The organism is Armatimonadota bacterium (assembly GCA_031081585.1).
Lineage (GTDB): Bacteria > Sysuimicrobiota > Sysuimicrobiia > Sysuimicrobiales > Humicultoraceae > Geohabitans > Geohabitans tengchongensis.
In genome coordinates, this window is sequence record JAVHLY010000001.1 from 21,296 (window position 1) to 44,608 (window position 23,313).

The window sequence follows — 23,313 nt, forward strand, 5'->3', positions numbered from 1 at the left end:
GGCGGGGATGACGGCGCAGGGGGAGTTCGGCGTCGAGCACGAGCGGGGCGTGCCGGTGGTGCAGGTGAGCGGCGAGGTCGACCTGACCAACGCGCACGAGCTCGAGGCGGCGCTCGACCGCGCCGCCCGGGCCGAGTACGGCGCGGTGGTGGTCTCGCTCGTGCAGGCGGTCTACTTCGACAGCAAAGGGGTGCGGGCGCTGCTGCGCGCCGCCGACCGCCTGGCCACGATGCGCCAGCGCCTGCTGGTGGTGGCGCCTTCGGGGAGCGTGCTGCGGCGAATCCTGGAGATCGCCGGAGCGCCCGAGGCCCTGCCCACCTTCGACTCCCTGGAGGAGGCCCTCGCCTCGGCCACCGGCGAGGCGTGAGCCCGTGAGCCGGCCGGCCCGGCCGCATCCGGGCGGGTAGCGAGGGCCGGCCGCCGAGCGATGAGCCCGGTCTGGTACAAAGCCCCCGACCCCCATCCGGGTCCCGACGAGGTCGCGCAGGTTGTGGCCGGCATCCTGGCGGATGTCCGCGCCCGCGGGGATGCAGCGGTGCGCGAACACACGCGGCGCTTCGACGGCGTCGACCGTCCCTCGCCGGTCGTCCCCCGCCAGGCGGCCCTGGCCGCGCTGGACGGGCTCGACCCCCTCACCCGCGAGGCCCTGCAGTGGGCGCACGACCACATCGCCGCCTTCGCCCGGGCCCAGCGCGACGCGCTGCATCCCCTGGAGGTCGAGGTGGAGCCCGGCGTGCGGGCGGGCCACCGCCTCCTCCCGGTCGGGGCGGCCGGGTGCTACGTCCCGGGCGGACGCCATCCGCTCCCCTCCACCGCGCTCATGACCATCGTGCCGGCGCGCGTCGCCGGGGTGCGGCGGGTGGCGGCCTGCGCCCCACCCGGCCCGGACGGCCAGATCCACCCCGTGACCCTCGCCGCCATGGCCCTCGCCGGCGCCGACGAGATCTACTGCATGGGCGGCGCGCAGGCGGTGGCCGCGTTGGCCTTCGGCACGGCCACGGTCGCCCCGGTCGACGTCGTCGTGGGTCCGGGCAACCGCTACGTGGTGGAGGCGAAGCGGCAGGTCTACGGCACCGTCGGTGTGGACCTCCTCGCCGGCCCCTCCGAGGTGTGCGTGGTGGCCGACGGGAGCGCGGCCCCCGAGCTCGTCGTCGCCGACCTGCTGGCCCAGGCGGAGCACGACCCCGACGCCCGGGCGGTCCTGGTCACCACCGAGGAGCGGCTGGCGCAGGTGGTAGTGGAGGTGGTCGCCGCGCGCCTCCGCACGATGCCCGCCCAGGCGGCGGCCCGCCGGGCCTGGGAGGGGCGCGGAGAGGTCATCCTGGTGGCCGACATTGTGGAGGCCGCGAGCGTCGTGGACCGCCTGGCTCCCGAGCACGTCCTGCTCCACCTGCGCGACCCGGCCCCGCTGGCGGAGCGGCTCACCGCCTACGGGGCCCTCTTCGTCGGACCGAACAGTGCGGAGGTCTTCGGGGACTACGGCGTCGGTCCCACCCACGTCCTGCCCACCGGGGGGGCGGCCCGCTTCGCCTCGGGCCTCTGGGTGGGGCACTTCCTGCGGGTCGCCCCCTACCTCGAGGTCTCTCCTGCGGGGGCCGCCGCGCTGGTCCCCGTGGCGACCCGCCTGGCTGAGATCGAGGGGTTACCCGGCCACGCCTACGCGGCCCGGCTGCGCCTGCCCTGAAATCGGGCCTGGGCTTGACTACGAACATATGTTCGCGCTAGGGTGGTGCTGAGGGAGATCCACTTCGGCTCTGCGATCCGTCCCGGGCGTCCAGTGTGGAGGACGGGTTTTGGCGTGGAAGCTCACCGATCGTACGCCGCCGAGCTGCGGTCGCGCGGGGAAGAGGCTGAGTGATTGGGTGATGATACACGGCGCTGCGGCAGAGCCTCACGGACTCCCGCTCATTGCGGCCGCGGCGGAGGCGGCGCTGAACAGGCTCGCGGCAGAGGCAGGCCCGCCGGTCGCCGTGAGTGCCCCGTCGACGGTCACGCCTCGCCTCTTCCACCCTGTCGGCGAGCGGTCGACTCCAAGGGTGCAGTGGGTCGAGGTCAGGGTCAGGTCCGTCCTCAACCGCGTCCGCGGCATGCCCTTCCGCTGGTCCATCAACCCCTACCGGGGATGCCAGATGGCCTGCACCTACTGCTTTGCGCGGGTCACCCACTGGTACCTCGACCAGGACGGCGTGGGGCAGTGGTCCTCGCGCATCTTCGTGAAGGTGAACGCCCCGGAGGTCCTGCGCCGGGAGCTGGCACGTCCCACGTGGCGGCGGGAACAGGTGCACATCGGCACCGCCACCGACCCGTACCAGCCCGCTGAGGGCGCCTACCGCCTCACCCGGCGCATCCTGGAAGCCCTGCGCGACTCCGACACCCCCGCGGCGCTGGTGACGAAGTCGACGATGGCCGTGCGGGACGTGGACGTCCTGGGGCAGCTGGCCGCCGGGCCGGGTGCCTTCGTCTACTTCACCGTGACGACCGTCGACCCGGTCCTGGCCCGGGAGCTGGAACCCGACGCGCCCCCGCCCCAGCGGCGGCTAGAGGCCATGGCACGCCTGGCCGACGCCGGCATCCCGGTGGGCGTGCTCCTCGCCCCGGTGCTCCCCGGCATCACCGACCGCGAGGAGCAGCTGGCCGCGGTGGTCGAGGCCGCGCGGCACTACGGGGCCAGGGCGCTCTCCACCAACACGCTCTACCTGGGGGAGGTGACGCGCGAGGCCTTCTTCGCCTACCTGACGCAGCGGCGGCCGGCGCTGGTCCCGGAGTACGAGCGGCTCTACCGCGGGACGTACGCACCCCGGAGCTACCAGCGGCGCGTGCGCGAGGTCGTGGCTGCGCTGAAGGCGCGCGCCGGGTTCAGCACGTCCCCGCAGGCGTCAGCCCGTCCCGGGCCCACTGCGGGCCGCGGAGCGCGCATGCGCAAGGGGGCGCCTGGGCGTCCTGAGGCGGTGCTGCTGCGTTCGGCAGACGGCCGGGTGCGCCAGACGGCCCCGGCGCTCGAGGTGCGCCAGACCGTGCTGGCGCTCGGGTGACTCCGGCCGGGTGCCCACCCCGGTGCGCCCGCGCCGGCGGCCGATCCCGCCGGCGGCACTTCCGTTGACAGCCCCAGAGACCCTCCCTACGCTAGATTCGCCAAGGAGGGACACCGCGTGTCGCAGGGGGCGCGTCCGCAGGTTCAGGCCGGGCTGGAAGGGGTCGTCGCGGCGGCCTCCGCCATCTCCTTCGTCGACGGTCAGGAAGGCCGGCTCCTCTACCGCGGGTACGACATCCACGACCTCGCCGAGCACAGCACCTTCGAGGAGGTCGTCTACCTCCTCTGGCACGGCGAGCTGCCCACCCGGGCCCAGCTCACGGCGCTGCGTCGCGAGCTGGGGGAGGCCCGGGCCCTCCCCGACGGGGCGCTGCGGGTGCTGCGGGTCCTGCCGGCCAACGCCGACCCCATGGACGCGCTGCGCACGGCCACCTCGGCGCTCGGTGCCCTGGATCCGGACGGGCGTGCGCCGGCGGTGGAGGCGGCGCGGCGCATCGCCGGGCGGCTGGTGGCGCAGTTCCCCACGGTGGTGGCCGCTTTCCACCGGTTGCGCCAAGGACTCGACCCGGTCGCTCCCACCCCCACCCGCGGGCACGCCGCCGACTTCCTGGCCATGCTCTTCGGCCGTGAGCCCGAGCCGGAGCTGGCACGGGCGATGGACGTCGCCCTCATCCTCCACGCCGACCACGAGCTGAACGCCAGCACCTTCGCCGCGCGCGTCACCGCCGCCACCCTCTCCGACATGTACGCCGCCGTCACCTCGGCGGTGGGGACGCTCAAGGGGCCGCTCCACGGCGGGGCCAACGAGGACGTCATGCGCGTGCTGCAGGAGATCGGCCGCCTGGAGCGGGTGCGCCAGGTCGTCCACGCGAAGCTGGAGCGCAAGGAGAAGATCCCCGGCTTCGGCCACCGCGTCTACCGCACCGAGGACCCGCGGGTCCGGCACCTCCGCCGCCTGGCCCGGGAACTGGGAGCGCGGGCCGGCGACCTGACCTGGTTCGAGCTGACCCGGGCGCTGGAGGAGGTGGTGCGGGAGGAGAAGGGCCTCTACCCCAACGTCGACCTCTACTCCGCCGCCACCTACCAGGCCATGGGGATCCCCATGGACCTGTTCACCTCGGTCTTCGCGGTCAGCCGCATCAGCGGCTGGACCGCCCACGTGCTGGAGCAGTACGGCGACAACCGCCTCATCCGGCCGCGCGCCGAGTACATCGGGCCGCAGCGCCGGGCCTACGTCCCGCTCGACCTGCGCTAGCCGCTGCCGCCGCCATCTGCCTGCCGGACGACCGGTGGCGGGGTGCGCCTCCATGGCTGCCAGGCCGGGAGAGGCCCGAGGCGAGTGGTCGGGCGCCGGCCGGATGGACGCATCGGTCCAGGGTCCGATAGTCCGATCCCGGTGTGGGCCGTAGGCTGGAGGTAGGCCGTGACGTTGGCCTTCGGGATGGGCGACGGCCGGGGGCGCGATGAGCCTGCGCCGACGGATCATGGTGCTGGCGGCCATCGGGATGGTGGCCGCCACTGCGCCGTTGGGGCTCATGGGCGTCGGGATGCTCCGTGCCGCCACCGAGCGCGTCCTGGCCGAACGGCTCGCCCTGACGCGGGTGACGGCGGAGCACCTCGACGGGCGGCTGAGCCGGAGCCGGGACCACCTGGTGGTCCTGGCGCGCCTGGTGGCGGCCGCGCGGGCGCGCGGCCGTCTCGGGGAGATGCGCCCCGTCCTCGCGGCCATCACCCTCGAGTCCACAGTGTTCACTGGCGGAGTCCTCCTGACGGACGCCGCGGGTGAGCTGGTCTTCCAGGAACCCGGCACCGACGCTCTGGCGTTGTCCCGTCAGGACCTGCGCCCGGTGATCCACCAGACCCTGAGCACGGGGCGACCGGCCGTCAGCACGCTGCTCCGCACGGCCGGCAGCCTCCCCGTCGTCGTCATGACGGTGCCGGTTCCCGGTCCGGGACCCCGGCCGGCGGGAGTGCTGGCCGGAGTGATCAACCTGGCGGACCCTGCCCTGCAGACGTTCGTGGAGGGCATGGCCGTCGGCACCACGGGGCACGCCGTCGTCGTGGATGCGGACGGCGTCGTCCTGATGAGCACCGACCGCAGGGAACTCTTCACGCGGGGCGAGCACCCGGAGTTCTTCATCCGGCACATGCGGGCACGGAAGGCCGCCGTGGGGCCGACGGAGGACCGCGAGGGGCACGCCATGGCCTTCGTGCCCCTGACGACGGTGCCCTGGGGCGTCGCGGCCGGCCAGGACGAAGAGGAGACCTTCGGCCCGATCCGGCGGCTGCGCGACCGCATCGTGCTCTTCGGGCTGGCGGTGCTGGCCGCCGCCCTCCTCTTCGCGTGGGTGGACACCGGGGCGGTCGCCGCCCCGCTGCGGTTGCTGCAGGAGAACGCCGAGCGCATTGCCCGCGGCGACCTGGGGCGTCCCGTGGACGTGCAGCGGGGCGACGAGATCGGCGCGCTGGCGCGGAGCTTCGAGACGATGCGGGTCAGGCTCCTGGCCTCTCTGGAAGAGATCCAGCGCCGGGCCGTCGCCTCCCAGGCCCTCTACGAGGTGGGCACCGAGGTGTTGAGTCTGCGGGACCGGGATGCGGTGCTGCGTTCTGTCGCCGCCCGTGCCGCCTCGCTCCTCCGGGCCGACGTCGCCGTCGTGTGCCTGTTCGCCGGGCGGGGCGACCGGGCCGTCGTGCGCGCGGCGTCCGGCCCGGCGGCCGGCGCCGTCGCCCGGGGGAGCACCTTCCCGGTGCCGGCCGGTGATCTCCAGCAGGGCTGCGTGACCTGTGCCAACATCGACGCGGCGCTCCGCTCGTCGCACCTGGCGGTGCCGCTCACCGTCGGTCGCCGCACGGTGGGTGCGCTCTGTGTCGCCTCCTCCACTCCACGGACCTTCTCCCCGGAGGACCGCGAGATCCTCAACGGCCTGGCCAACCTGGCCGCTATCGCCGTGGAGAATGCACGGCTGCAGGGGCAGGTGCGGTCACTGGCGGTCGCTGAGGAGCGCGAGCGCATCGCGCGGGAACTCCACGACAGTGTTGGCCAGGTGTTGGGCTACGTCAACACCAAGGTCCAGGCAGTGAAGCTCCTGCTGGAGGCCGGGAAACTGCCGGAGGCCCTGGCACAGCTGGGGCAGCTGGAGGACGCGGCGCGCACGAGCTACGCTGACCTGCGGGAGGCCATCCTGGGGCTGCGCACCGAGATCTCGCCCCACTGCCGGCTGGTGGACGCCTTGCGGGAGTATGTCAGCCGTTTCAGTGAGCTGAGCGGTGTGGAGACCCGGTTGCTCGTCGAGGGCGATCCTGCCGCATACCTCGTGGACCCGCCCGTCGAGCTCCACCTGATCCGCATCGTCCAGGAAGCGCTGGCCAACGTCCGCAAGCACGCGCGGGCCCGGCGCGCCTGGGTCTGGTTGGTGGAGCGGGGAGGGACCCTGATGGTGTCCGTCAGCGACGACGGCGTGGGGTTCGACCCGGCCCGCGTCGGCGGGGGGCTGTGGCCGCGGTTCGGCTTGCAGACCATGCGCGAGCGGGCGGAAGCCATCGGCGGTTCGTTCGCGGTTCGCCGCCGCGACGGCGGGGGTACGGTGGTGAGCGTCTCCCTGCCCGTGCATCGCGGGGGACCTGTGGATGCGCGTGCTGCTGGTGGATGACCATCCCCTCTTCCGCGACGGCCTCCGAAGCCTGCTCCAGGCCCGGGGCGTTCAGGTCGTCGGCGAAGCCAGCGACGGGCAGGAAGCGCTCGAGCGCGCCTGGCAGCTTCGGCCCGACGTGGTCCTGATGGACATCACCATGCCCCGGATGGATGGCCTGGAGGCCACGCGGCTCATCAAAGCCCGGATGCCCGACGTCAAAGTCGTCATCCTGACCGTCTCTGACGAGGACCGGATGCTCTTCGAGGCGATCAAGAGCGGGGCGCAGGGCTACCTGCTCAAGAACCTGCGGGCTGACGAGTTCTTCGACCTGCTGAGTGGGATCGAGCGAGGCGAGGCTCCCATCACCCGCCGCCTGGCCAGCCGCATCCTGGAGGAGTTCGCCCGGGAACCCGGCGGCCCGAGCCGACCCGGGACGCACGACGCGCTCACCGAACGGGAGCGCGACGTGCTCCGCTGCGTCAGCCAGGGCGCTTCCAACCGCGAGATCGCCGTCATGCTTCGCATCTCGGAGAACACGGTCAAATACCACATGAGGAACATCCTGGAAAAGCTGCACCTGCGGAACCGCGCCGAAGTGGTGGCCTACGCGGCCCGGCGGGGATGGCTCCCGCCGGAGCGGCCCCCGGACTCCGACCCGCCCTAACCCCGGCGCGGGAGGGCCCCGCCGGGTCCGGCCCCGCCCTACCCGAACGGGTAGGGAGCTTGCCCACCTGCCTGGAGGGTCTGCACCACCCGTCCCCCTGCCCACTGGTGCGTTGTGGGCGGCGACGCGACCGCCTACCGTCGAAGCGGGCCGGCGCAGGAGCGCCGTCCACGTACCTCAGCGGAGGTGAGCAACGATGGGGCGTGCAGTGGGGCTCGCCACCATGGTGCTCGTCCTGGCTCTCCTCGTGGGTGCTGCCACCGCGGGCGGCGGGCGGCAGGTGACCGTCACCATGGGCGAAGACGGCCCGCGCATGTTCTTCCGCCCGGCTCGGATCGTGCTGGCGTCGGGCGTCGAGACGGAGCTCGTCCTGGTGAACCGCGGCAGGCTGAAGCACGAGTTCATGGTGTACGCGCCGCCGAAGCCCGGCATGTCGCGGGACGCCCTGCACGAGTGGGCCGAGGACAACAACTACTTCAAGGGCCTTGAGGTCACCGTGGAGGGTAGCGGGCTGGAAGTGGAGACCAGGGAGCTGATCGAGATCGAAGTCGCCGCGGGGAAATCCGCGGAAGTGAAGTTCACGCCGAAGAAGACCGGAACGTTTGAGATGGCCTGCCTGATCAAGGATCCGGTGGACCACTACCAGGCGGGGATGCGAGGCACGCTCGTGGTGAAGTAGTGGAGGTGCGGCGCCATGGGGCAGAGAGCGGTCACCGCCAGCGCGGTCTTCGTGGCGGTCCTGGCGACGGCGGCGGCCATCTATCTGGTGGATCAAGGGTACCGCCCGCCCATCTCGGCCGCGCCGCCGGTGACGCCGGAAATCCGCCGGTTCGACCTCTACCTGCACGCCTTCGAGGTGGGGGACCGCCCCGTCTATCACTGGATGCCGCCGACGCTGGTCGTCAATGCTGGCGACCCGGTGATGCTGCGGGTGATCAACGCCGACCCTGACAGTGCCCACGGGTTCGCCCTGGGCGCCTTCAACCTCGCGGTCCCCAGCATCCCGCCCGGGCAGGCCACCACCCTCCGCTTCCGGGCCACGCGGCCCGGTGTGTACCACTTCGGCTGCGCCCTCACCGGCTGCGCTGCGGATCACGCCAGCCAGGTGGGCCAGCTCGTCGTCCTGGGCGACACGCCGCCGTGAGGGTCTCGCGACGGTCCTTCCTCAAGCTTGCCGCCGCCGCCGGGATGGTCGCGGCATGGGCGGTGGGCGAGCCGGCGGCTCCGGTGCGCCGCCCGTGGGTGGGGGCGGGCCGCGGCGTGCCGGCCCTCGCCCGCAGCACGGGCCAGGCCGGTCGGCCACGTCGCTGGGTCATGGTGGTGGACCTGGCCAAGTGTGACGGCTGCCAGGAGTGCACCCGGGCGTGCACCGCCATGCACCGCGTCCCGCCAGGACAGGAGTGGATTCGGGTCTACGAGATGCGGGACGAGGCCACCGGCCTGGCCTACTGGCTGCCGCGTCCCTGCATGCAGTGCGACAACCCGCCGTGCGTGAAGGTCTGCCCGGTCAGCGCCACGTGGAAGCGCGACGACGGCATCGTCATGCAGGACACCAGCCGGTGCATCGGCTGTCGGTACTGCATCGCCGCGTGTCCCTACCAGGCCCGGGCCTTCAACTGGCTCGAGCCGGCCGCCACCCCCGAGCGGACCGGGGAGGCGTACGACCCCGAGTGGAACCGCGTGCATTTCAAGGGCACCACGGAGAAGTGCATCTTCTGCCCCGCCCTGATCAAGGAGGGGAAGCTTCCCGCCTGCGTGGCAGCCTGTCCCATGGGTGCCATCTATTTCGGCGACCGTGAGGAAGACGCCGTGACCAACTCCCAGGGCGAGACGGTCCGCTTCTCGGCGCTGGTGACCGAGCAGGCCGGCTACCGCCTGTTGGAGGAGCTGGGCACCGAGCCGCGCGTCTACTACCTGCCGCCGCGCCAGCGCCTCTACCCCGCGCCGCCGGCGGAGCCGGCGGCGGCACCTGTGCCGGCGGCGGCGCCGCGACGGACCGTTCCGCCGGACCGGCCTGGCGCCGTCGGAGGTGCGGTGCCATGAGCAGGCCGCCTCACCACGGGTTCTCGGACCGCGAGGAGCGCCTGCTCGCCTCGCTGTCGGCGGGCGGAACGGGCTTCTCCGCCTTGATCGGGGGGCTGCTGGCGGTGGTCGTCTGGGGCCTGGTGGCGTATGCCACGCAGCTGCGCCACGGCCTGGGCGTCACCGGTCTGCGCGACCACGTCCTGTGGGGCGTCTACATCGCCAACTTCGTCTTCTTCATCGGCGTCAGCCACGTGGGCGCCCTGATGTCGGCCATCCTGCGTCTGACGGGCGCCGAGTGGCGGCGCCCCATCACCCGCATGGCGGAGGCCATCACCTTTGCCTCCCTCCTGATGGGAGCCCTGATGCCGGTGGTGGACATGGGGCGACCAGACCGGTTGCTGACCCTCATCGGGCATGGCCGACTGCAGTCCCCGATCCTGTGGGACATCCTGTCCATCACGACCTACCTGACCGGCAGTACGCTCTTCCTCTACGTGCCCATGATCCCCGACCTCGCCCTCCTGCGCCACCGCTACGCCGGGGGCCCCGCCTGGCGCCGGCGGCTGTACACCCTCCTGAGCCTCGGGTGGCAGGACACCCCCGCCCAGCGCCACGCCCTGGAGACCATCATGCGGGTGCTGGCGGTGATGATCATCCCGATCGCCGTCTCCGTGCACACCGTCGTCTCCTGGATCTTCGGCATGACGCTGCGCGCAGGCTGGAACAGCACCATCTTCGGTCCCTACTTCGTCTCGGGGGCCCTGTTCAGCGGGGCCGCGGCGGTCGTGACAGCCATGGCGACGTTTCGGTGGGCCTACCACCTGGAGGACTACATCACCGAGGCGCACTTCCGGCGCATGGGCTACTTGCTCATCGCGCTGGGGCTGGCGTACGGCTACTTCACGTTCGCGGAGTACCTGACGCCCGCCTACAAGATGGCGACCGCCGAGCGGGGGTACCTCACGGCCGTCTTCAGCGGTCCCTTGGCGCGGCTGTTCTGGTTCACGCAGCTGACTGGCATCTTGCTCCCGGTGCTCCTCCTCACCCTGCCGCGGATCGCCTGGGTGCCTCGGCTGCACAGGGTACCGCTGTTGCGACCGCGGCCGGCGCTGGCGGCAGCCGTCACGTACGCCGTCGCCACCGTGGTCCTGTCCGCCGCCGGCCCGCGCATGACGATGGCCCGCGTGAACCTGACCGCGCTGATCCCACCGTGGGCGCTGCCGGCGCTGGTCCTCTGGCTCTTCCTGGCCTGGCTCCCCGTCTTCCACGTCCGGCCCATCGCGGCCGCCGTGGTCGCTTCGCTGCTGGTGAACGTCGGCGCATGGCTCAAGCGCTACCTCATCATCGTCCCGACGCTGCTCAACCCCTTCCTGCCCATCCAGCGTGCACCGACTGGGTGGGCCGCCTACCAGCCCACCTGGGTGGAGTGGTCGATCACGGCCGGCGCGCTGGCGGGTTTCGCGCTCATCTACATCGGGTTCAGCAAGGTGTTCCCCATCATCCCCATCTGGGAGACGCGCCAGGAGCCCGCGCCGCTCCGCCCGGCCGGCCAGGAGGGGGTCCCCGGTGTCCCGGCGCTTTAGCGCTAGCGCGCTGATCGCCGGCCCGGGGGGGGTCTGGCTGGGCCTGGCGGTGGCGGCGCTGTTCGCCTGCCCGGCGTGGGCCGCCGAGCCGGCCCGCATCACCCTGGAGGTGGCGGGCCTCGAGGACGCGCGGTGGATCATGGCCGTGGTCACCGACGCGACAGGCGCGCCGGTGCCCGAGGCGCTCATCGTGTTCAAGGCCCGCACGACCTTCGGCTGGCTCCTCCTGGAGGAGCGATCGACGGACGCCGCCGGCCGGGCGCGGATGGGCCTTCCCGCCGGCGTGCGGGCGACGGCGATCCGAGCGGAGAGCGCGGACATCGGGCAGGTGCACGCGACCGTGCGCGTGGGTGGACCGTCCCCGGCCACTCCGCGGGTGCGACCGGACCGCGACGTGCTCAGGGCCCTGAGCCCGCAGCCGGGCGTGATCAGTCCCTATCCCGTGCCGGCGCAGGTGGCGCTGCTCGCGGCGGTCCTGGGCGGGATCTGGGCGACGTATGGGTATGTGGCCTGGCTCCTGTGGCGCATCCGCACGTCCGGTCGGTCGCAGGGCGTGAGGGCGCCGGCGTCCCCGGAGCGGGAACCGCTCACTGCTCGGCTTGGGTGGCCTCCAGGAAGGCGTGCAGGGCTGTCGTGAACGCTTCCGGCGTCTCCAGGTTGCTCAGGTGGCCCGCCTCCGGCAGCACGATCAGCCGGCTGTTCGGGATGGCTGCGGCCATGGCCCGCGCGACCTCCGGCGGGGTGACCGAGTCCTCCTCCCCGACGAGGACCAGGGTGGGCACGGTGATCTGGGACAGGAGGGGACGGCTGTCGGGACGGGCCGCCAGCGCCCGCAGGGTGGCCGCCAGCGCCCGCGGATCCGCCGTCGCCGCCAGTGCCTCCACGGTGGCGACGACGTGAGGACGGCGGGCGCGGGTCGTAGGACCCACCAGCCCGCCGACGAAGTCGCGCAGGGCCTCGCACCCCTCCTGCGCGACGCGCGCGGCCAGCGCCAGGCGGCGCGCCCGGCCCTCCTCCGTGTCCGGCTCGGCTCGCGTGTCGGCAAGGACGAGCCGGGTGGCGAAGGTCGGCGCCTGCTCCAGCAGCCGGAAGGCCACGTAGCCGCCCATGGAGAGACCGATCACGGTGGCCCGGGCGATGCCCAGTGACGCTGCCAGCGCCCTCACGTCGGCGGCGAGCTGCGCCAGCGTCACCTGGTCGCTGACGGAGGACTCCCCGAAGCCGCGCAAGTCCACGGTGAGCACCTGAAACCGGTCGCGCAGTCCGGCGACCTGGGGCCGCCACATGCCCCGGTGGAGGGGGAAGCCGTGCAGGAAAAGGAGGGGCTCGCCGCTCCCCTCCAGGTCGTAGCCCAGCGTCACCCCGTCCACGGTGCGTCGCATCGTGCCCTCCTCCTCGGGCGGGCTGCCGGCATGCCCTTGCTATCATACAGACCGTGCGGATCCTGGCCTGTGCCGACCTCCACGGACGGCCGGCTCGCGTGGCGCGGGTCCGGGCGCTGGTCGCCGAGCACCGCCCCGATGTCCTCTGTCTGGCGGGAGACCTGACGCACGCTGGCAGCGGCTCCGGGGCCCTCCAGCTGCTGGAGACCCTGGACGTGCCCATCGTGGCCGTGTCGGGGAACATGGACGACGCCCACACCGTGGAGGCGATGCGGCGGCGCGGGGTCCTCCTCGGCGACTCCCCCCGGGTCATCGGTGGGGTGACCTTCGCCGGCCCCGAGGTGGCCGGGCCCTGCGACGTGCTGGTGACGCACGAGCCTCCCGCCGGCGTGCTGGACCGCGTGGGCACCGGCCGGCACATCGGCTCCCCGGCGGTGCGCGCGCTGATCGAGCGCTGGCAACCGCGGCTGCACGTCTGCGGCCACGTCCACGAGTCGCCGGGCGTGGTCCGCCTGGGCGCCACGACGGTCGTGAACTGCACGCTGGGCCGCGACGAGATCGCCGGCGCCTTGGCCGTCCTCGAGGGCGAAGCGCTGGACGTGCGCCTCCTCCCCCCGTAACTACTCCGCTCCCCATCGGTGGGTGGGCCCGGTCGTCGGACTGCAGGCCCGCCGCCCACCGCCCTGGTGCGGCCGTTCGTGCTCCCTTCCGGCTAGTTGTGCGTCACAGTGAGACCGCGGAGAGCGGGCGGTGCAAGCATGGCCTCACACCGACGAGAGGTCAACCAGCCGTGGGAGAGCCGGGGAGGGACGCGCGGAGCGGCGCGGGCCAACAGACGCTCCCGGCGGCGGAGACGCTGCTGCCGCTCGTCCGGGGGATTGCCCGGGGCGTGGCGCAGGCGTTGCCGCCGTCGGTGGAGGTGGACGACCTCGTACACGACGGGGTCGTGGGGTTGCTCGAGGCGATCGGGCGGTTCGACCCGTCGCGCGGCGTGGACTTCAGCACCTACGCCACCTACCGCATTCGGGGAGCCATCCTCGACGGCCTGCGCGGGCGCGACCCGCTCCCCCGCAGCCTGCGCCGCCAGCTGGGCGCGGCGCCCCGCGCATCGGCCCCGCTGGCCGTCGTGCCGCTGAAGGTCGTCCCACTGGATGCGGCCCTCGTCCTCGCCGGCGACGACGGGCAGCCCGAGGAGGCCCTGCTGGCCGAGGAGTTGCGGGCCGAGGTGGAGCGAGCCCTGCGCGCCCTCCCCCCGCGCCACCGGCGGCTCCTGGCCCTGCGCTTCGGCCGGGGGCTGCGCCTGCGGGAGGTGGCCGCCTGCTTCGGGATCTCCATGACGCGCGCAGCGGAGCTCCAGGAGCGGGCCATCCGCCGGCTGCGCACAGCCCTGGCGGTGGAACACCCCGACGGGCTCTCCCCGAACGGCAAGCCGCGGCGGCGCCGTCCTGCAGCCAACGCCGCTCCGAGCGTCCCGCCGGGCGAGCCAGCCACGGTTTCCAGGTGACCGCCTGGAGGGCATAGTGGCCCGCCAGGGTTGGGGAGGGAGCATGGCCGGGCGCGAGGGAGGCGTGTGGTCTGCTCCGGATGCCGTGGCCGCGGTGGAGCAGATCCACGCCCACTTTCTCTGCAACGCCCTCACCGCGGTCCAGCTCTGGGTGGGGACACACCCCCGCCTCGCCGAGCAGCTCATCGGGTTGCTGGCCGGATACGTGCAGGCCCGGCTCACCCCGGCCACGGTCGTCCCGCTGCGGCACGAGCTCGAGGTCGTGCTCACCTACCTGGCCCTCGAGCGGGTGCGACTGGGACCACGTCTGCGCACCCGGCTGGCCATCGCCCCCGAGACGCTGACGGCCGCCATCCCGCCGCTCGTCCTCCAGCCGCTGGTCGAGAACGCGGTGATCCACGGGGTGAGCGCCCGGCCGCTGGGCGGCACGGTGGAGGTGCACGCCTGCCGGCGGCGAGATCGGCTGCTCCTCCTGGTGGCCGACGACGGGCTCCCGGTGGCCGCCGACGGGAGGGTCGCCGACGGGCATCGAGCGCAGCGGGCGTGGCTCGGCGGAGGGCGATCACGACCCGGCCCGGGGCTGGCGCTGCGCAACGTGCGCCGCCGGCTGCACCTGGCGTACGGTCGGCAGGGAGCGGTGCGCGTGGTGCGCCGCCTCGGACGCGGGTGGCTGGCGGTGGCGAGCCTGCCCTTTGAGGAGGCCGGAGAGACGGAGGCGACCGCAGAGACGGTGGGACCGCCGGCGTGGCCGGAGGAGCGCGGGCAGCGTGCGGAGCAGGGGCACGGAGGGGCGGATGCGGGCCCTCGTGGTGGACGATGAGGCAGCGGGGCGCCGGCTGCTCGGCCGGCTGCTCCGCGATCTGGGGCACGCGGTCGTGGCCGAGGCCAGCACCGGCGCGGAGGCACTGGCCGTGCTGGCGCACCGGACGGTCGATGCCGCCTTCCTCGACATCCGGCTCCCGGACCTGGACGGGCTGGCGGTGGGGGATCGGTGCCGGCGGGCCGGGATCCCGGTCGTCTTCGTCACCGGGTTTCCGGACTACGCGCTCCCCGCCTACGACGTGGCGGCGGTCGACTACCTGGTGAAACCACCGACCCTCGACCGGCTGGGGCGGGCCCTGGCTCGCCTGCGCGCGGCCGGGGAACAGACAGCGTCCCAGGGCGGGGCCCCGGACCGGCTGTGCCTGCGCGTGGATGGCGAGCACCGCCTCATCGCGGTGCGCCACGTGCTGGCGGTGCGGGCCGACGGTGCCGTGGTCACCCTGTGGCTTGAGGAGGGGTCGCTGCGGGCCCGGGTCCCGCTCGGGCGCCTGGAGCAGCTGCTCGTGCCCCACGGCTTCTTCCGCTGCCACCGCGCCTACCTGGTGAACCTGCGCCGGGTGCGGCGGATCGTCGCCTGGTCGCGCGAGGCCCACAGCCTCCTGCTCGACGACGCACAGGAAACCCTCATCCCCCTGGCCAAATCCCGCAGGCGGGCGCTGCGCGCGTTGCTCCTCTGGCCTTAGACTGCCCGGGGCGCCGGCGCAGGGTCCCCTCTGCGGCGTGCCCGCGCGCGGTCCACGCCGGAGGTCTCGGGCAGGCCGGTTCACCGGTGGGGAGGCAGGGATGGACCTGGGGATCCGGGGACGGGTGGCGCTGGTCACCGGCGCGAGCCGCGGCCTGGGACGGGCCGTGGCGGTGGCGCTGGGGCGGGAGGGCGCGCGAGTGGCTCTGGCCGCACGCTCGGCCGAGGCGCTGCGGGCAGCGGTGGCCGAGGTGCGCGGCGTCGGCGGCGAGGCGGTGGACATCGTCGCGGACGTGGCCACCGCGGAAGGGGCCACCCGGGCCGCGGAGGAGGCGGCGCGGCTGGGCCCCGTGGAGATCCTGGTGGCCAATGCCGGCGGCCCGCCCGCGGGAGCCTTCCTCGAGGTGGACGACGCGGCGTGGGAGGAGGCCGTCCGCCTCACCCTGCTCAGCGTCGTGCGCCTCTGCCGCGCCGTCATCCCGGGGATGCGTCAGCGACGGTGGGGGCGGATCATCGCCGTGACTTCCTACGTGATGAAGCAGCCCCTGCGCGGCCTCGTCCTGAGCAACAGCGTGCGCCTGGCCGTGGCGGGCCTGACGAAGACGCTGGCCGACGAGCTGGGTCCCCACAACATCCTGGTGAACACCGTCTGTCCAGGCCCGATCGCCACCGACCGGCTGGTAGCCCTCACCCGCACGATGGCGGCGCGCCAGGGGATCTCCGAGGAAGAGGCAACGCAGCGCCTGTGGACCGACGACCTCCCACTAGGACGGCTGGGGCGGCCGGAGGAGTTCGCCGCGGTGGTGGCCTTCCTGGCCTCGGAGCAGGCCAGCTTCGTCACGGGGACGGTGATCCAGGTGGATGGCGGCAAGATCCGGGGGGTGCTGTGAGCGGCCGCGCCCCGGGGGTGCCGGACGGCCGTGGGGCCGCGCGCGTGCGGTGTGGCGGTGGGCGGGTGGGCTGCTCCTCCTGGCCACCGTGGGGGTGCTGGCCGCCCCGGTCCTGGCCCGGGAGGCGATCGCCTTCCGCGCCGACGACGGGGTGCTCCTCCGCGGCCATGCCTTCGGCACGGGGTGGGGTGTCGTGATCTTCTCCCACATGTACGGCACCGACCAGCGCATCTGGTTCGACCTGGCCGAAGCGGCCGCACGGCGCGGGCTCACCGCCGTGACCTACGACTACCGGGGGATTGGCCGGTCGGCGGGCCGCTTCGTCATCGCCCAGACCTGGCGCGACGCGGTGGCGGCGGTCGACCTGGTCCGGCGGCGGGGCTCGGACCGCCCGGTGGTCCTGGTGGGCGCGAGCATGGGCGGGACGGTCTCGCTGCGCGCGGCCGCGGAGCGGCCGGTGCAGGGGGTCGTCGTGGTGGCGAGCGGCATGCGCTTCCGGGGCCTGGACGTGCGGCCGCACCTAGCGGCGCTGCGCGCGCCCAAGCTCTTCATCGCCGGCAGCCGGGACGAGCCCTTCGCCACCAGCGTGCGCACGATGTACGCGCGCACGCCGCCGCCCAAGGCGCTGCGCCTCTACCCGACCGCCGCCCACGGGACCGACCTCTTCGGGACACGCCACGGGCCGGCGGTGCGGCGGGAGATCCTGGCGTTCGTGGTCCGCCACGCGCGGTAGCCGGTCCGCCCGGAGGCCGGGCGGCCCGTCACGGGTTCAGAGCCAGCCTGTCGCGGGTTCAGGGGCAGCCCGGCGGGCGTGGCGTCGGCGACTGTCACGGCCGGTGTCATGGGCAGCCTCCACGCGGCGTCGATGGTATACTGAGAAGCGCGTCCTGTTGCTTGGCCCCCATCGTCTAGCCAGGCCTAGGACCCCGGTCTTTCAAGCCGGTAACGCGGGTTCGAATCCCGCTGGGGGCACCATGGTCCGGCTGCGCATCGCTCCCATCCCTCGCGGGCCCCGTCATTGTCAATGCCCGCCCGTTCCCTCTATACTTGCTAAAAAATCCCGTTGTGTCGGGTTTGTCAGGCGACTTGGCGCTGCGGGCCGCGGCCGTCGGGAGGGGCGGTCCCGACGGCCTGCGGTCCTGGGGAGCATCTGCGGTCCACACCGATGGATCGAGGAGGTGGGCGGGGAGTGAGTGAGCCGCAGGAGAAGTGGGTCAAGGTCGCGGACGGGCGCTGGCGGCGCCTCTCCCGACGCGACTTCCTGAAACTGGCGGTGGCTGGTGCGGCCGGGGCAGGGCTCGCCGCCACCGGCACCGCGGTCTTCGGTCCCACCATCGTCCGCGCCCAGCCGCGCACGCTGCGCATCCTGACGTGGAGCCACTTCGTGCCGGCCTTCGATGCCTGGTTCGACCCCTGGGCGGAGCGATGGGGACGAGAGAAGGGGATCCAGGTGACGGTCGACCACATCTCCTTCGCCGACATCGTCCCCCGGGCGAACGCGGAGGTCGCGGCGCAGCAGGGCCACGACCTCTTTTTCTTCCTGTCGCCCCCGTCGGCGTTCGAGCCACAGGTACTCGACCTGACCGACATCAACCGCGAGGCCGAGCGGCGCTACGGCCCCATGGTGCCGCTCGTCCGCAAGTCCGTCTACAACGCCAACACCCGTAAGTACTTCGGCTTCTCCGACAACTGGGTGCCCGACCCGGGCGACTACCTCAAGAGCGTGTGGACGGCCGTGGGCTTCCCCAACGGCCCCGCCACCTGGGACGACCTGCTCGTCGCCGGGCGGCGCATCAAGGAGCGCTTCCGGGAGATCCAGATCCCCATCGGCATCGGCTTCTCCCAGGACATCGACTCCAACATGGCCACCCACGCCATCATGTGGTCCTTCGGGGCCTCCGAGCAGGACGCCCAGGAGAACGTGACCGTGAACACGGAGGAGATGGTGCGCGCCGTCGAGTACGGCGTCCGCCTCTTCCGCGAGGTGATGAACCCGGCGGTGCTCAGCTGGAACGCCGCCAGCAACAACCAGGCGCTGAACGCCCGGCAGACGGCCTACATCCTGAACTCGATCTCCGCCTACCGTACGGCCCAGGACAACAACCTGCCGGTGGCGGACGACATCCACTTCGTCCCGGCCCTGCGCGGGCCCCGCGCCCGGTGGGCCAGCGAGCACGTCATGGGGGTGTGGGTGATCTGGCGCTTCGCCCGCAGCCCCGACCACGCCAAGCAGTTCCTCCTGGACCTGGTGGACAACTACCGGGAGGCGGTGCTGGCCAGCAAGCTGTACAACTTCCCCTCCTTCATGGGCTCGGTGGCGCCGCGCAACGTCCCGGTGGCCCAGAGGCCCGACGAGGGGCGGAAGTGGGTGCGGGCGGCGGTGCTGCGGGACCCCTTCGGGTCGAAGCCGGAGAACAAGCTGGCGGTCCTGGCCGACGCCGAGGAGTGGTCCACCAACCCCGGTCACCCGGGCCCGGCCAACCCGGCCATCGGCGAGATCTTCGACACCTTCGTCATCCCCGACATGTTCGCCAAGGCCGCCACCGGGCAGCTGAGCCCGCGGGACGCAGTGCGCGAGACGGACCGGCGGGTGAAGGCGATCTTCGAGAAGTGGCGCCGCGCCGGGCTGGTGGGCGGCGGGACCCGGGACCGGTAGGCGGATCGGGGACGGCACCTGGGCCCGGCCGGCGGGACCGCCGGACGGGACTCGGGGTCCGTCAGGTAACGGCTGACGGCGGCGGGGGTAGTCCGGGGGGGCCCGCAGGCGGGAGGCGGGTCCCGCGGACGCCCCCGCCGCTGCGCCCGGCGCCGGTGATGGGGTGAAGGGGCAGCGATGGGGTACGTGGAGACGCACGACCTGCACAAGCACTTCGGCGAGGTGCGCGCCGTCGACGGCGTGAACCTCGATGTCGCCGAGGGGGAACTCCTGGTCCTGCTGGGCCCGTCGGGGTGCGGCAAGACCACTCTCATGCGCATGATCGCCGGCCTGGAGACGCCGACCTCCGGCCGGATCGTCATCGGCGGGGAGGAGGTGGACGAGGACGTCCCGCCGCGCGCCCGCGGCGTGGCCATGGTCTTCCAGAGCTACGCCCTCTACCCGCACAAGACGGCCTTCGGCAACATCGCCTTCCCGCTGGAGGCGCTGGGGCTGGCCCAGGCGCAGATCGCCGAGAAGGTGGACGCCGGCGCCCGCATGTTCGGCATCGGCCACCTGTTGCGGCGCCTGCCTCGCCAGCTCTCCGGCGGGGAGCGGCAGCGCGTGGCGCTGGCCCGGGCGGTCGTGCGGGACCCGCGGGTCTTCCTCTTCGACGAGCCGCTGAGCAACCTGGACGCCCAGCTGCGGGCCATCGCCCGCTACGAGCTGAAGGAATTCCAGCGGCAGATCGGCACGACGACCATCTACGTCACCCACGACCAGGTGGAGGCGATGGGGCTGGGCGACCGCATCGCCGTGATGGATCGCGGGAAGGTGCGCCAGATCGGCACGCCCCAGGAGGTCTACGACTACCCGGCGGACACCTTCGTCGCCACCTTCCTGGGCTCGCCCCCCATGAACCTGGTGGAGCACGACAGCGAGACGCTGCTGGGCTTCCGCCCGGAGCACTTCCTCCCCCGGGAGGTCTTTCCTTCGGAGGAGCCGGTGGTGACCTTCCACCTGCGCGTGCGCCAGATCGAGCACCTGGGCGCCGACCGCCTCCTCTACGGGACGCTGGAGGAGCAGGCGCGCCGGGACCAGACGGTGATCGCCGCCCTGCCGGTGACGATCCGCACCCCCATCCAGGAGGGGGAGGTGTACCGCTTCGCCGTGCCGCAGCGGGCGCTGCGCACCTTCGACCGTGCTACCGGCCGCGCCCGCGACGGCGCCCGCTGACCCATGGCGTTGCGCCGCCAGGCCGGGGAAGCCGCGCTGGCCCCGCCGCGGGTCGTCGCGCCGCGGCGCACCCTGGCCGACCGGGAGGACCTGCTGGCGCGGATCATGCTCACGCCGGCCCTCCTCTACGTCCTCCTCCTGGTGGGGCTGCCCTTCGTGCTGGCCATCCTGCTGAGCTTCAGCGCCGCCACGGCCGGCAGCCTGGACTTCACCTGGGTGGGGCTGCGCAACTTCGCCCGCTTGCTGCCCGACCCGCAGTTCCGCCTGGCGCTGCGCAACACGTTCCTCTTCACCGCCGTCTCCCAGGCCATCGTCATCCTGCTGGCGGTGGTGGCGGCGAACGTCCTCGACGCCGCCTTCATCGGCCGCCGGGCGGTGCGCTTCCTCCTGCTGCTGCCGTGGGCGGTGCCGGTCTCGCTGGCGGCCATGGCCTGGACCTGGATCTTCGACTCCACCTTCAGCGTGGTGAACTGGACGCTCAAGGTCCTGGGGCTGCTGCAGGGGTGGCTCTACTGGTTCGGCGACCCCACCCTGGCGATGATCGCCATCATCACGGTGCACGTCTGGCGGATGTTCCCCTTCGCCACGGTGATCGTGCTCGCGGGGATGACCGCGCTGCCCCAGGAGATCCGGGAGGCGGCCGTGGTGGACGGGGCCGGCTTCTTCCGCCGGCTCTTCCAGGTGCAGCTGCCCCTGCTGCTGCCCATCGTCACCGTCTCGGTGCTCTTCGGAGTGGTCTTCACCGCCACCGACCTGGGCGTGGTCTGGCTGCTCACGCGCGGCGGCCCCTACAACAGCACCCACGTGCTGGCCACGCTGGCCTTCCAGCGGGGGATCCTAGCGGCCGACCTGGGCCAGGGGGCGGCCATCGCCCTCTTCCTGCTGCCGGTGCTGGTGGTGGTGGCCTGGGTGATGCTGCGGACGGCGCGGCGGACCGAGGTGGGCGGATGAGGCGCTGGCAGTCGCGTGACGCCCGCGCCGCGTCAGTGGCCACGCTGCGGGGGACGGGACGGCCAGCCGGGGTTGCCCCGCGCCGGCGGCGGCGGGCCGTCCGTGCCCTCAAGCGCACCGCCCTCTACCTGGCGGCGCTGGCCTTCACCCTCTTCGCGGTCTTCCCCTTCTACTGGATGTTCCTCACCGCCTTCAAGACCAACCGCGACCTCTACGTGGGGGCCACCAACCTGCAGCACATCCCCTGGATCTTCAACGAGCCGCCCACCCTGCAGCACGTGCGCCTCCTCTTCCTGGAGACCCAGTACCTGGTGTGGGTGCGCAACACGGTCCTGGTCGGGGCGCTGGTCGTGCTCATCACCCTGCTGGTGGCGGTGCCGGCGGGGTACGCCCTGGCGCGCCTGGCCGGGCGCTGGGGCGAGCGGCTGGGCATCGCCATCTTCCTCACCTACCTCATCCCGCCCACGCTGCTCTTCATCCCCTTCGCCCGGGTCATCGCCATGCTCCACCTGCAGAACACCCTGTGGGCGCTGGTGCTCATCTACCCCACCTTCACCATCCCCTTCTGCACCTGGCTGCTCATGGGGTTCTTCCGCGCCATCCCGCGGGACATCGAGGAGCAGGGGATGATCGACGGCTACAGCCGGCTGGCGGTGATCCGCCGGGTGATGTTCCCGCTGGCCGTCTCCGGGATCCTCACCGCGGCCATGTTCGCCTTCACCCTGGTGATGCAGGAGTTCGTCTACGCGCTGACCTTCATCAGCGCGGTGGGGCGGATGACCGTCAGCCTGGGGGTGCCGGTGGCGCTGGTGCGGGGGGACGTCTTCTACTGGGGCTCGCTGATGGCGGCGGCGCTCATCACCAGCATCCCCATCGCCATCGTCTACAACCTCTTCATCGACCGCTTCATCCAGGGCCTCACGGCCGGCGCGGTGAAGGGCTGATCCGCCGGCCCGCCGGCGCCGCCGGGCGCCATCCGCCCGCCCGGCCCGGCGTCCGCCCACGCGGACGGGGCCTCCCGGTCACTCGTACAGGAGGTAGCGGCTCCGCAGCGCCTCGAACCGGCGCAGCGCCGGTTGCCAGCGCGCCACGATGGCCTCCGCGGGCAGCCCGCGCGTGAGGTCCACCCGCACCTGCTTGGTCCCCCAGACCACGTCGAAGAGGGCCCGGCCGCGGCGGGGCAGCCGGAAGCGCAGCTGCCCCGGGTGGAGGTCGCGGATCTCCGCCAGCACGTAGACGGTCGTGGTGGCCGGGCGGAAGGCGGCGCGGTCCGTCACGTGCAGCCGCACTCCGCGCCACACCCGTCCCGTGCGCGGGTGGGGGACGGCAGAGGGGGAGAAGCGCACCCCCGGCAGCCCGCGGCGGTTGAGGCGGGCGGCCAGGCGCTCGCCGTCCATCCAGGGCGCCAGCACCACCTGGAAGCGCGAGGTGGTGGCCACCCCGTTCCACAGGTTCGTCCCGTCGAGCGGGCCGGTGGCGGCGTAGTAGAAGGGGGCGTCGGCGTGGGTGAGGCCCGGGGAGGGGTTCACCCAGGGCAGCCCCGTCTCGGTCCAGGGCATGCTCCGGCTCCACCCCTGCATGGGCACGACGGTGAGCTGGGCGCCGATGCCGAAGGCGTCGTTGTACAGGCGGGCGAGTTCCCCGAGCGTCATCCCGTGCACCAGCGGGATCGGGTAGAGCCCGATGAAGGAGCGGAAGGCGGGCTCGAGCACCGGGCCGTCGACGACGGTGCCGCCGAGCGGGTTGGGCCGGTCGAGGACGACGACGGGCTTGCCGGCCTCGCGGGCGGCCGCCATCACCAGCGCCATCGTGGAGGCGTAGGTGTACGGGCGCGTACCGGCGTCCTGCAGGTCGACCACGAGGACGTCCACGCGCGCCAGCATCTGCCGCGTCGGCCGGAAGGCGCCGCCGTAGAGGCTGTACACCGGCGTCCGCGAGGGGAGGATCGCCCCCGGTGCGCCGCCGATGTGGGTGCTGGCCACGGGGACGCCCGCGCCCGCACTGCCGTCGAACCCGTGCTCGGGGGCGAAGAGCGCGGTGAGGCGCACCCCGGGCGTGCGGGCCAGCGCCGCCGCGGTGAGGTCGCCCGCGGCGGTCGTGCCGGCCAGGTGGGTGACCAGGCCGACGCGCTTGCCAGCGAGCGGTGCCGGGTCGGTGAGCAGGGTGTCGGCCCCGAGACGGACCTCGGGGCGGAGGTCCGACCCGCCGGCCCACAGCGCCGGGCCCCACGACCAGAGGACCAGGAGGACGACGACCGCGACGAGACGCAAGACGCG

23 protein-coding genes and 1 tRNA gene are annotated in these 23,313 nt (G+C 73.1%); 22 read left to right on the forward strand and 2 right to left on the reverse strand.

The annotated features are described in order from the left end of the window. Positions 1-7: 7 nt before the first annotated feature. From RB146_00085 to RB146_00135, 11 genes are all read left to right on the forward strand, one after another. On the forward strand, positions 8-367 hold the full coding sequence (locus RB146_00085; GenBank protein MDQ7827381.1) for an STAS domain-containing protein: 360 nt from the start codon (positions 8-10) through the stop codon (positions 365-367). 60 nt (positions 368-427) lie between these two features. Beyond that, positions 428-1,684 (forward strand): histidinol dehydrogenase, encoded by a 1,257-nt coding sequence (gene hisD, locus RB146_00090; protein MDQ7827382.1) that lies wholly within the window; start codon positions 428-430, stop codon positions 1,682-1,684. Between the two features lie 286 nt (positions 1,685-1,970). After that, positions 1,971-3,032 (forward strand): radical SAM protein, encoded by a 1,062-nt coding sequence (locus tag RB146_00095; protein MDQ7827383.1) that lies wholly within the window; start codon positions 1,971-1,973, stop codon positions 3,030-3,032. Positions 3,033-3,149: 117 nt separating this feature from the next. Then, on the forward strand, positions 3,150-4,286 hold the full coding sequence (locus RB146_00100) for a citrate synthase (protein ID MDQ7827384.1): 1,137 nt from the start codon (positions 3,150-3,152) through the stop codon (positions 4,284-4,286). Between the two features lie 208 nt (positions 4,287-4,494). Then, positions 4,495-6,681 carry a histidine kinase gene (locus tag RB146_00105; GenBank protein MDQ7827385.1) on the forward strand — a complete coding sequence of 729 codons (2,187 nt, stop codon included), beginning with the start codon at positions 4,495-4,497 and terminating at the stop codon, positions 6,679-6,681. Next, positions 6,659-7,327: a response regulator transcription factor gene (locus RB146_00110; GenBank protein ID MDQ7827386.1), complete on the forward strand. Its 669-nt coding sequence runs from the start codon at positions 6,659-6,661 to the stop codon at positions 7,325-7,327. The genes RB146_00105 and RB146_00110 overlap by 23 nt, the downstream gene beginning before the upstream one ends. 196 nt (positions 7,328-7,523) lie before the next feature. Then, positions 7,524-8,006, forward strand: a complete 483-nt coding sequence (locus RB146_00115; GenBank protein MDQ7827387.1) for a plastocyanin/azurin family copper-binding protein — start codon at positions 7,524-7,526, stop codon at positions 8,004-8,006. Positions 8,007-8,021: 15 nt separating this feature from the next. Then, positions 8,022-8,471, forward strand: a complete 450-nt coding sequence (locus RB146_00120; protein MDQ7827388.1) for a cupredoxin domain-containing protein — start codon at positions 8,022-8,024, stop codon at positions 8,469-8,471. Then, complete coding sequence (locus RB146_00125) at positions 8,468-9,370, forward strand: 4Fe-4S dicluster domain-containing protein (GenBank protein MDQ7827389.1); 903 nt, start codon at positions 8,468-8,470, stop codon at positions 9,368-9,370. Before RB146_00120 ends, RB146_00125 begins: the two co-directional genes overlap by 4 nt. Next, positions 9,367-10,935 (forward strand): NrfD/PsrC family molybdoenzyme membrane anchor subunit, encoded by a 1,569-nt coding sequence (nrfD, locus tag RB146_00130; protein ID MDQ7827390.1) that lies wholly within the window; start codon positions 9,367-9,369, stop codon positions 10,933-10,935. Before RB146_00125 ends, nrfD begins: the two co-directional genes overlap by 4 nt. Further along, on the forward strand, positions 10,919-11,572 hold the full coding sequence (locus RB146_00135; GenBank protein ID MDQ7827391.1) for a carboxypeptidase-like regulatory domain-containing protein: 654 nt from the start codon (positions 10,919-10,921) through the stop codon (positions 11,570-11,572). Before nrfD ends, RB146_00135 begins: the two co-directional genes overlap by 17 nt. On the opposite strand, the gene RB146_00140 is transcribed toward RB146_00135, so the two are convergent. Further along, complete coding sequence (locus RB146_00140) at positions 11,523-12,317, reverse strand: alpha/beta fold hydrolase (GenBank protein ID MDQ7827392.1); 795 nt, start codon at positions 12,315-12,317, stop codon at positions 11,523-11,525. The genes RB146_00135 and RB146_00140 overlap by 50 nt on opposite strands. A 53-nt stretch (positions 12,318-12,370) precedes the next feature. Between RB146_00140 and RB146_00145 the strand changes: the two genes are divergently transcribed. From RB146_00145 to RB146_00195, 11 genes are all read left to right on the forward strand, one after another. Further along, the gene (locus RB146_00145) at positions 12,371-12,937 is read left to right on the forward strand and encodes a metallophosphoesterase (protein ID MDQ7827393.1); all 567 of its coding nucleotides are present in this window, start codon (positions 12,371-12,373) and stop codon (positions 12,935-12,937) included. 170 nt (positions 12,938-13,107) lie between these two features. Beyond that, positions 13,108-13,821, forward strand: coding sequence for a sigma-70 family RNA polymerase sigma factor (locus RB146_00150; GenBank protein MDQ7827394.1), 714 nt, complete (start codon positions 13,108-13,110; stop codon positions 13,819-13,821). 43 nt (positions 13,822-13,864) lie between these two features. Further along, positions 13,865-14,641 (forward strand): histidine kinase, encoded by a 777-nt coding sequence (locus tag RB146_00155; protein ID MDQ7827395.1) that lies wholly within the window; start codon positions 13,865-13,867, stop codon positions 14,639-14,641. Beyond that, positions 14,616-15,326 carry a LytTR family DNA-binding domain-containing protein gene (locus RB146_00160; GenBank protein MDQ7827396.1) on the forward strand — a complete coding sequence of 237 codons (711 nt, stop codon included), beginning with the start codon at positions 14,616-14,618 and terminating at the stop codon, positions 15,324-15,326. Before RB146_00155 ends, RB146_00160 begins: the two co-directional genes overlap by 26 nt. A 100-nt stretch (positions 15,327-15,426) precedes the next feature. Continuing rightward, complete coding sequence (locus tag RB146_00165) at positions 15,427-16,215, forward strand: SDR family oxidoreductase (protein MDQ7827397.1); 789 nt, start codon at positions 15,427-15,429, stop codon at positions 16,213-16,215. A 49-nt stretch (positions 16,216-16,264) separates the two neighbouring features. Further along, the gene (locus tag RB146_00170) at positions 16,265-16,948 is read left to right on the forward strand and encodes an alpha/beta fold hydrolase (GenBank protein ID MDQ7827398.1); all 684 of its coding nucleotides are present in this window, start codon (positions 16,265-16,267) and stop codon (positions 16,946-16,948) included. A 164-nt stretch (positions 16,949-17,112) separates the two neighbouring features. Further along, positions 17,113-17,190, forward strand: a tRNA-Glu gene (locus tag RB146_00175). A 214-nt stretch (positions 17,191-17,404) separates the two neighbouring features. Next, positions 17,405-18,871: an ABC transporter substrate-binding protein gene (locus tag RB146_00180; GenBank protein ID MDQ7827399.1), complete on the forward strand. Its 1,467-nt coding sequence runs from the start codon at positions 17,405-17,407 to the stop codon at positions 18,869-18,871. A 177-nt stretch (positions 18,872-19,048) separates the two neighbouring features. Further along, positions 19,049-20,086 carry an ABC transporter ATP-binding protein gene (locus RB146_00185; GenBank protein MDQ7827400.1) on the forward strand — a complete coding sequence of 346 codons (1,038 nt, stop codon included), beginning with the start codon at positions 19,049-19,051 and terminating at the stop codon, positions 20,084-20,086. 3 nt (positions 20,087-20,089) lie between these two features. After that, complete coding sequence (locus RB146_00190) at positions 20,090-21,037, forward strand: sugar ABC transporter permease (GenBank protein ID MDQ7827401.1); 948 nt, start codon at positions 20,090-20,092, stop codon at positions 21,035-21,037. Beyond that, the gene (locus tag RB146_00195) at positions 21,034-21,981 is read left to right on the forward strand and encodes a carbohydrate ABC transporter permease (protein MDQ7827402.1); all 948 of its coding nucleotides are present in this window, start codon (positions 21,034-21,036) and stop codon (positions 21,979-21,981) included. The genes RB146_00190 and RB146_00195 overlap by 4 nt, the downstream gene beginning before the upstream one ends. 78 nt (positions 21,982-22,059) lie before the next feature. Here the strand turns inward: RB146_00195 and RB146_00200 are convergent, their stop codons facing one another. After that, a complete protein-coding gene (locus tag RB146_00200) occupies positions 22,060-23,307 on the reverse strand; it encodes a DUF1343 domain-containing protein (GenBank protein MDQ7827403.1) in 1,248 nt (415 codons plus the stop codon). Positions 23,308-23,313: the final 6 nt, after the last annotated feature.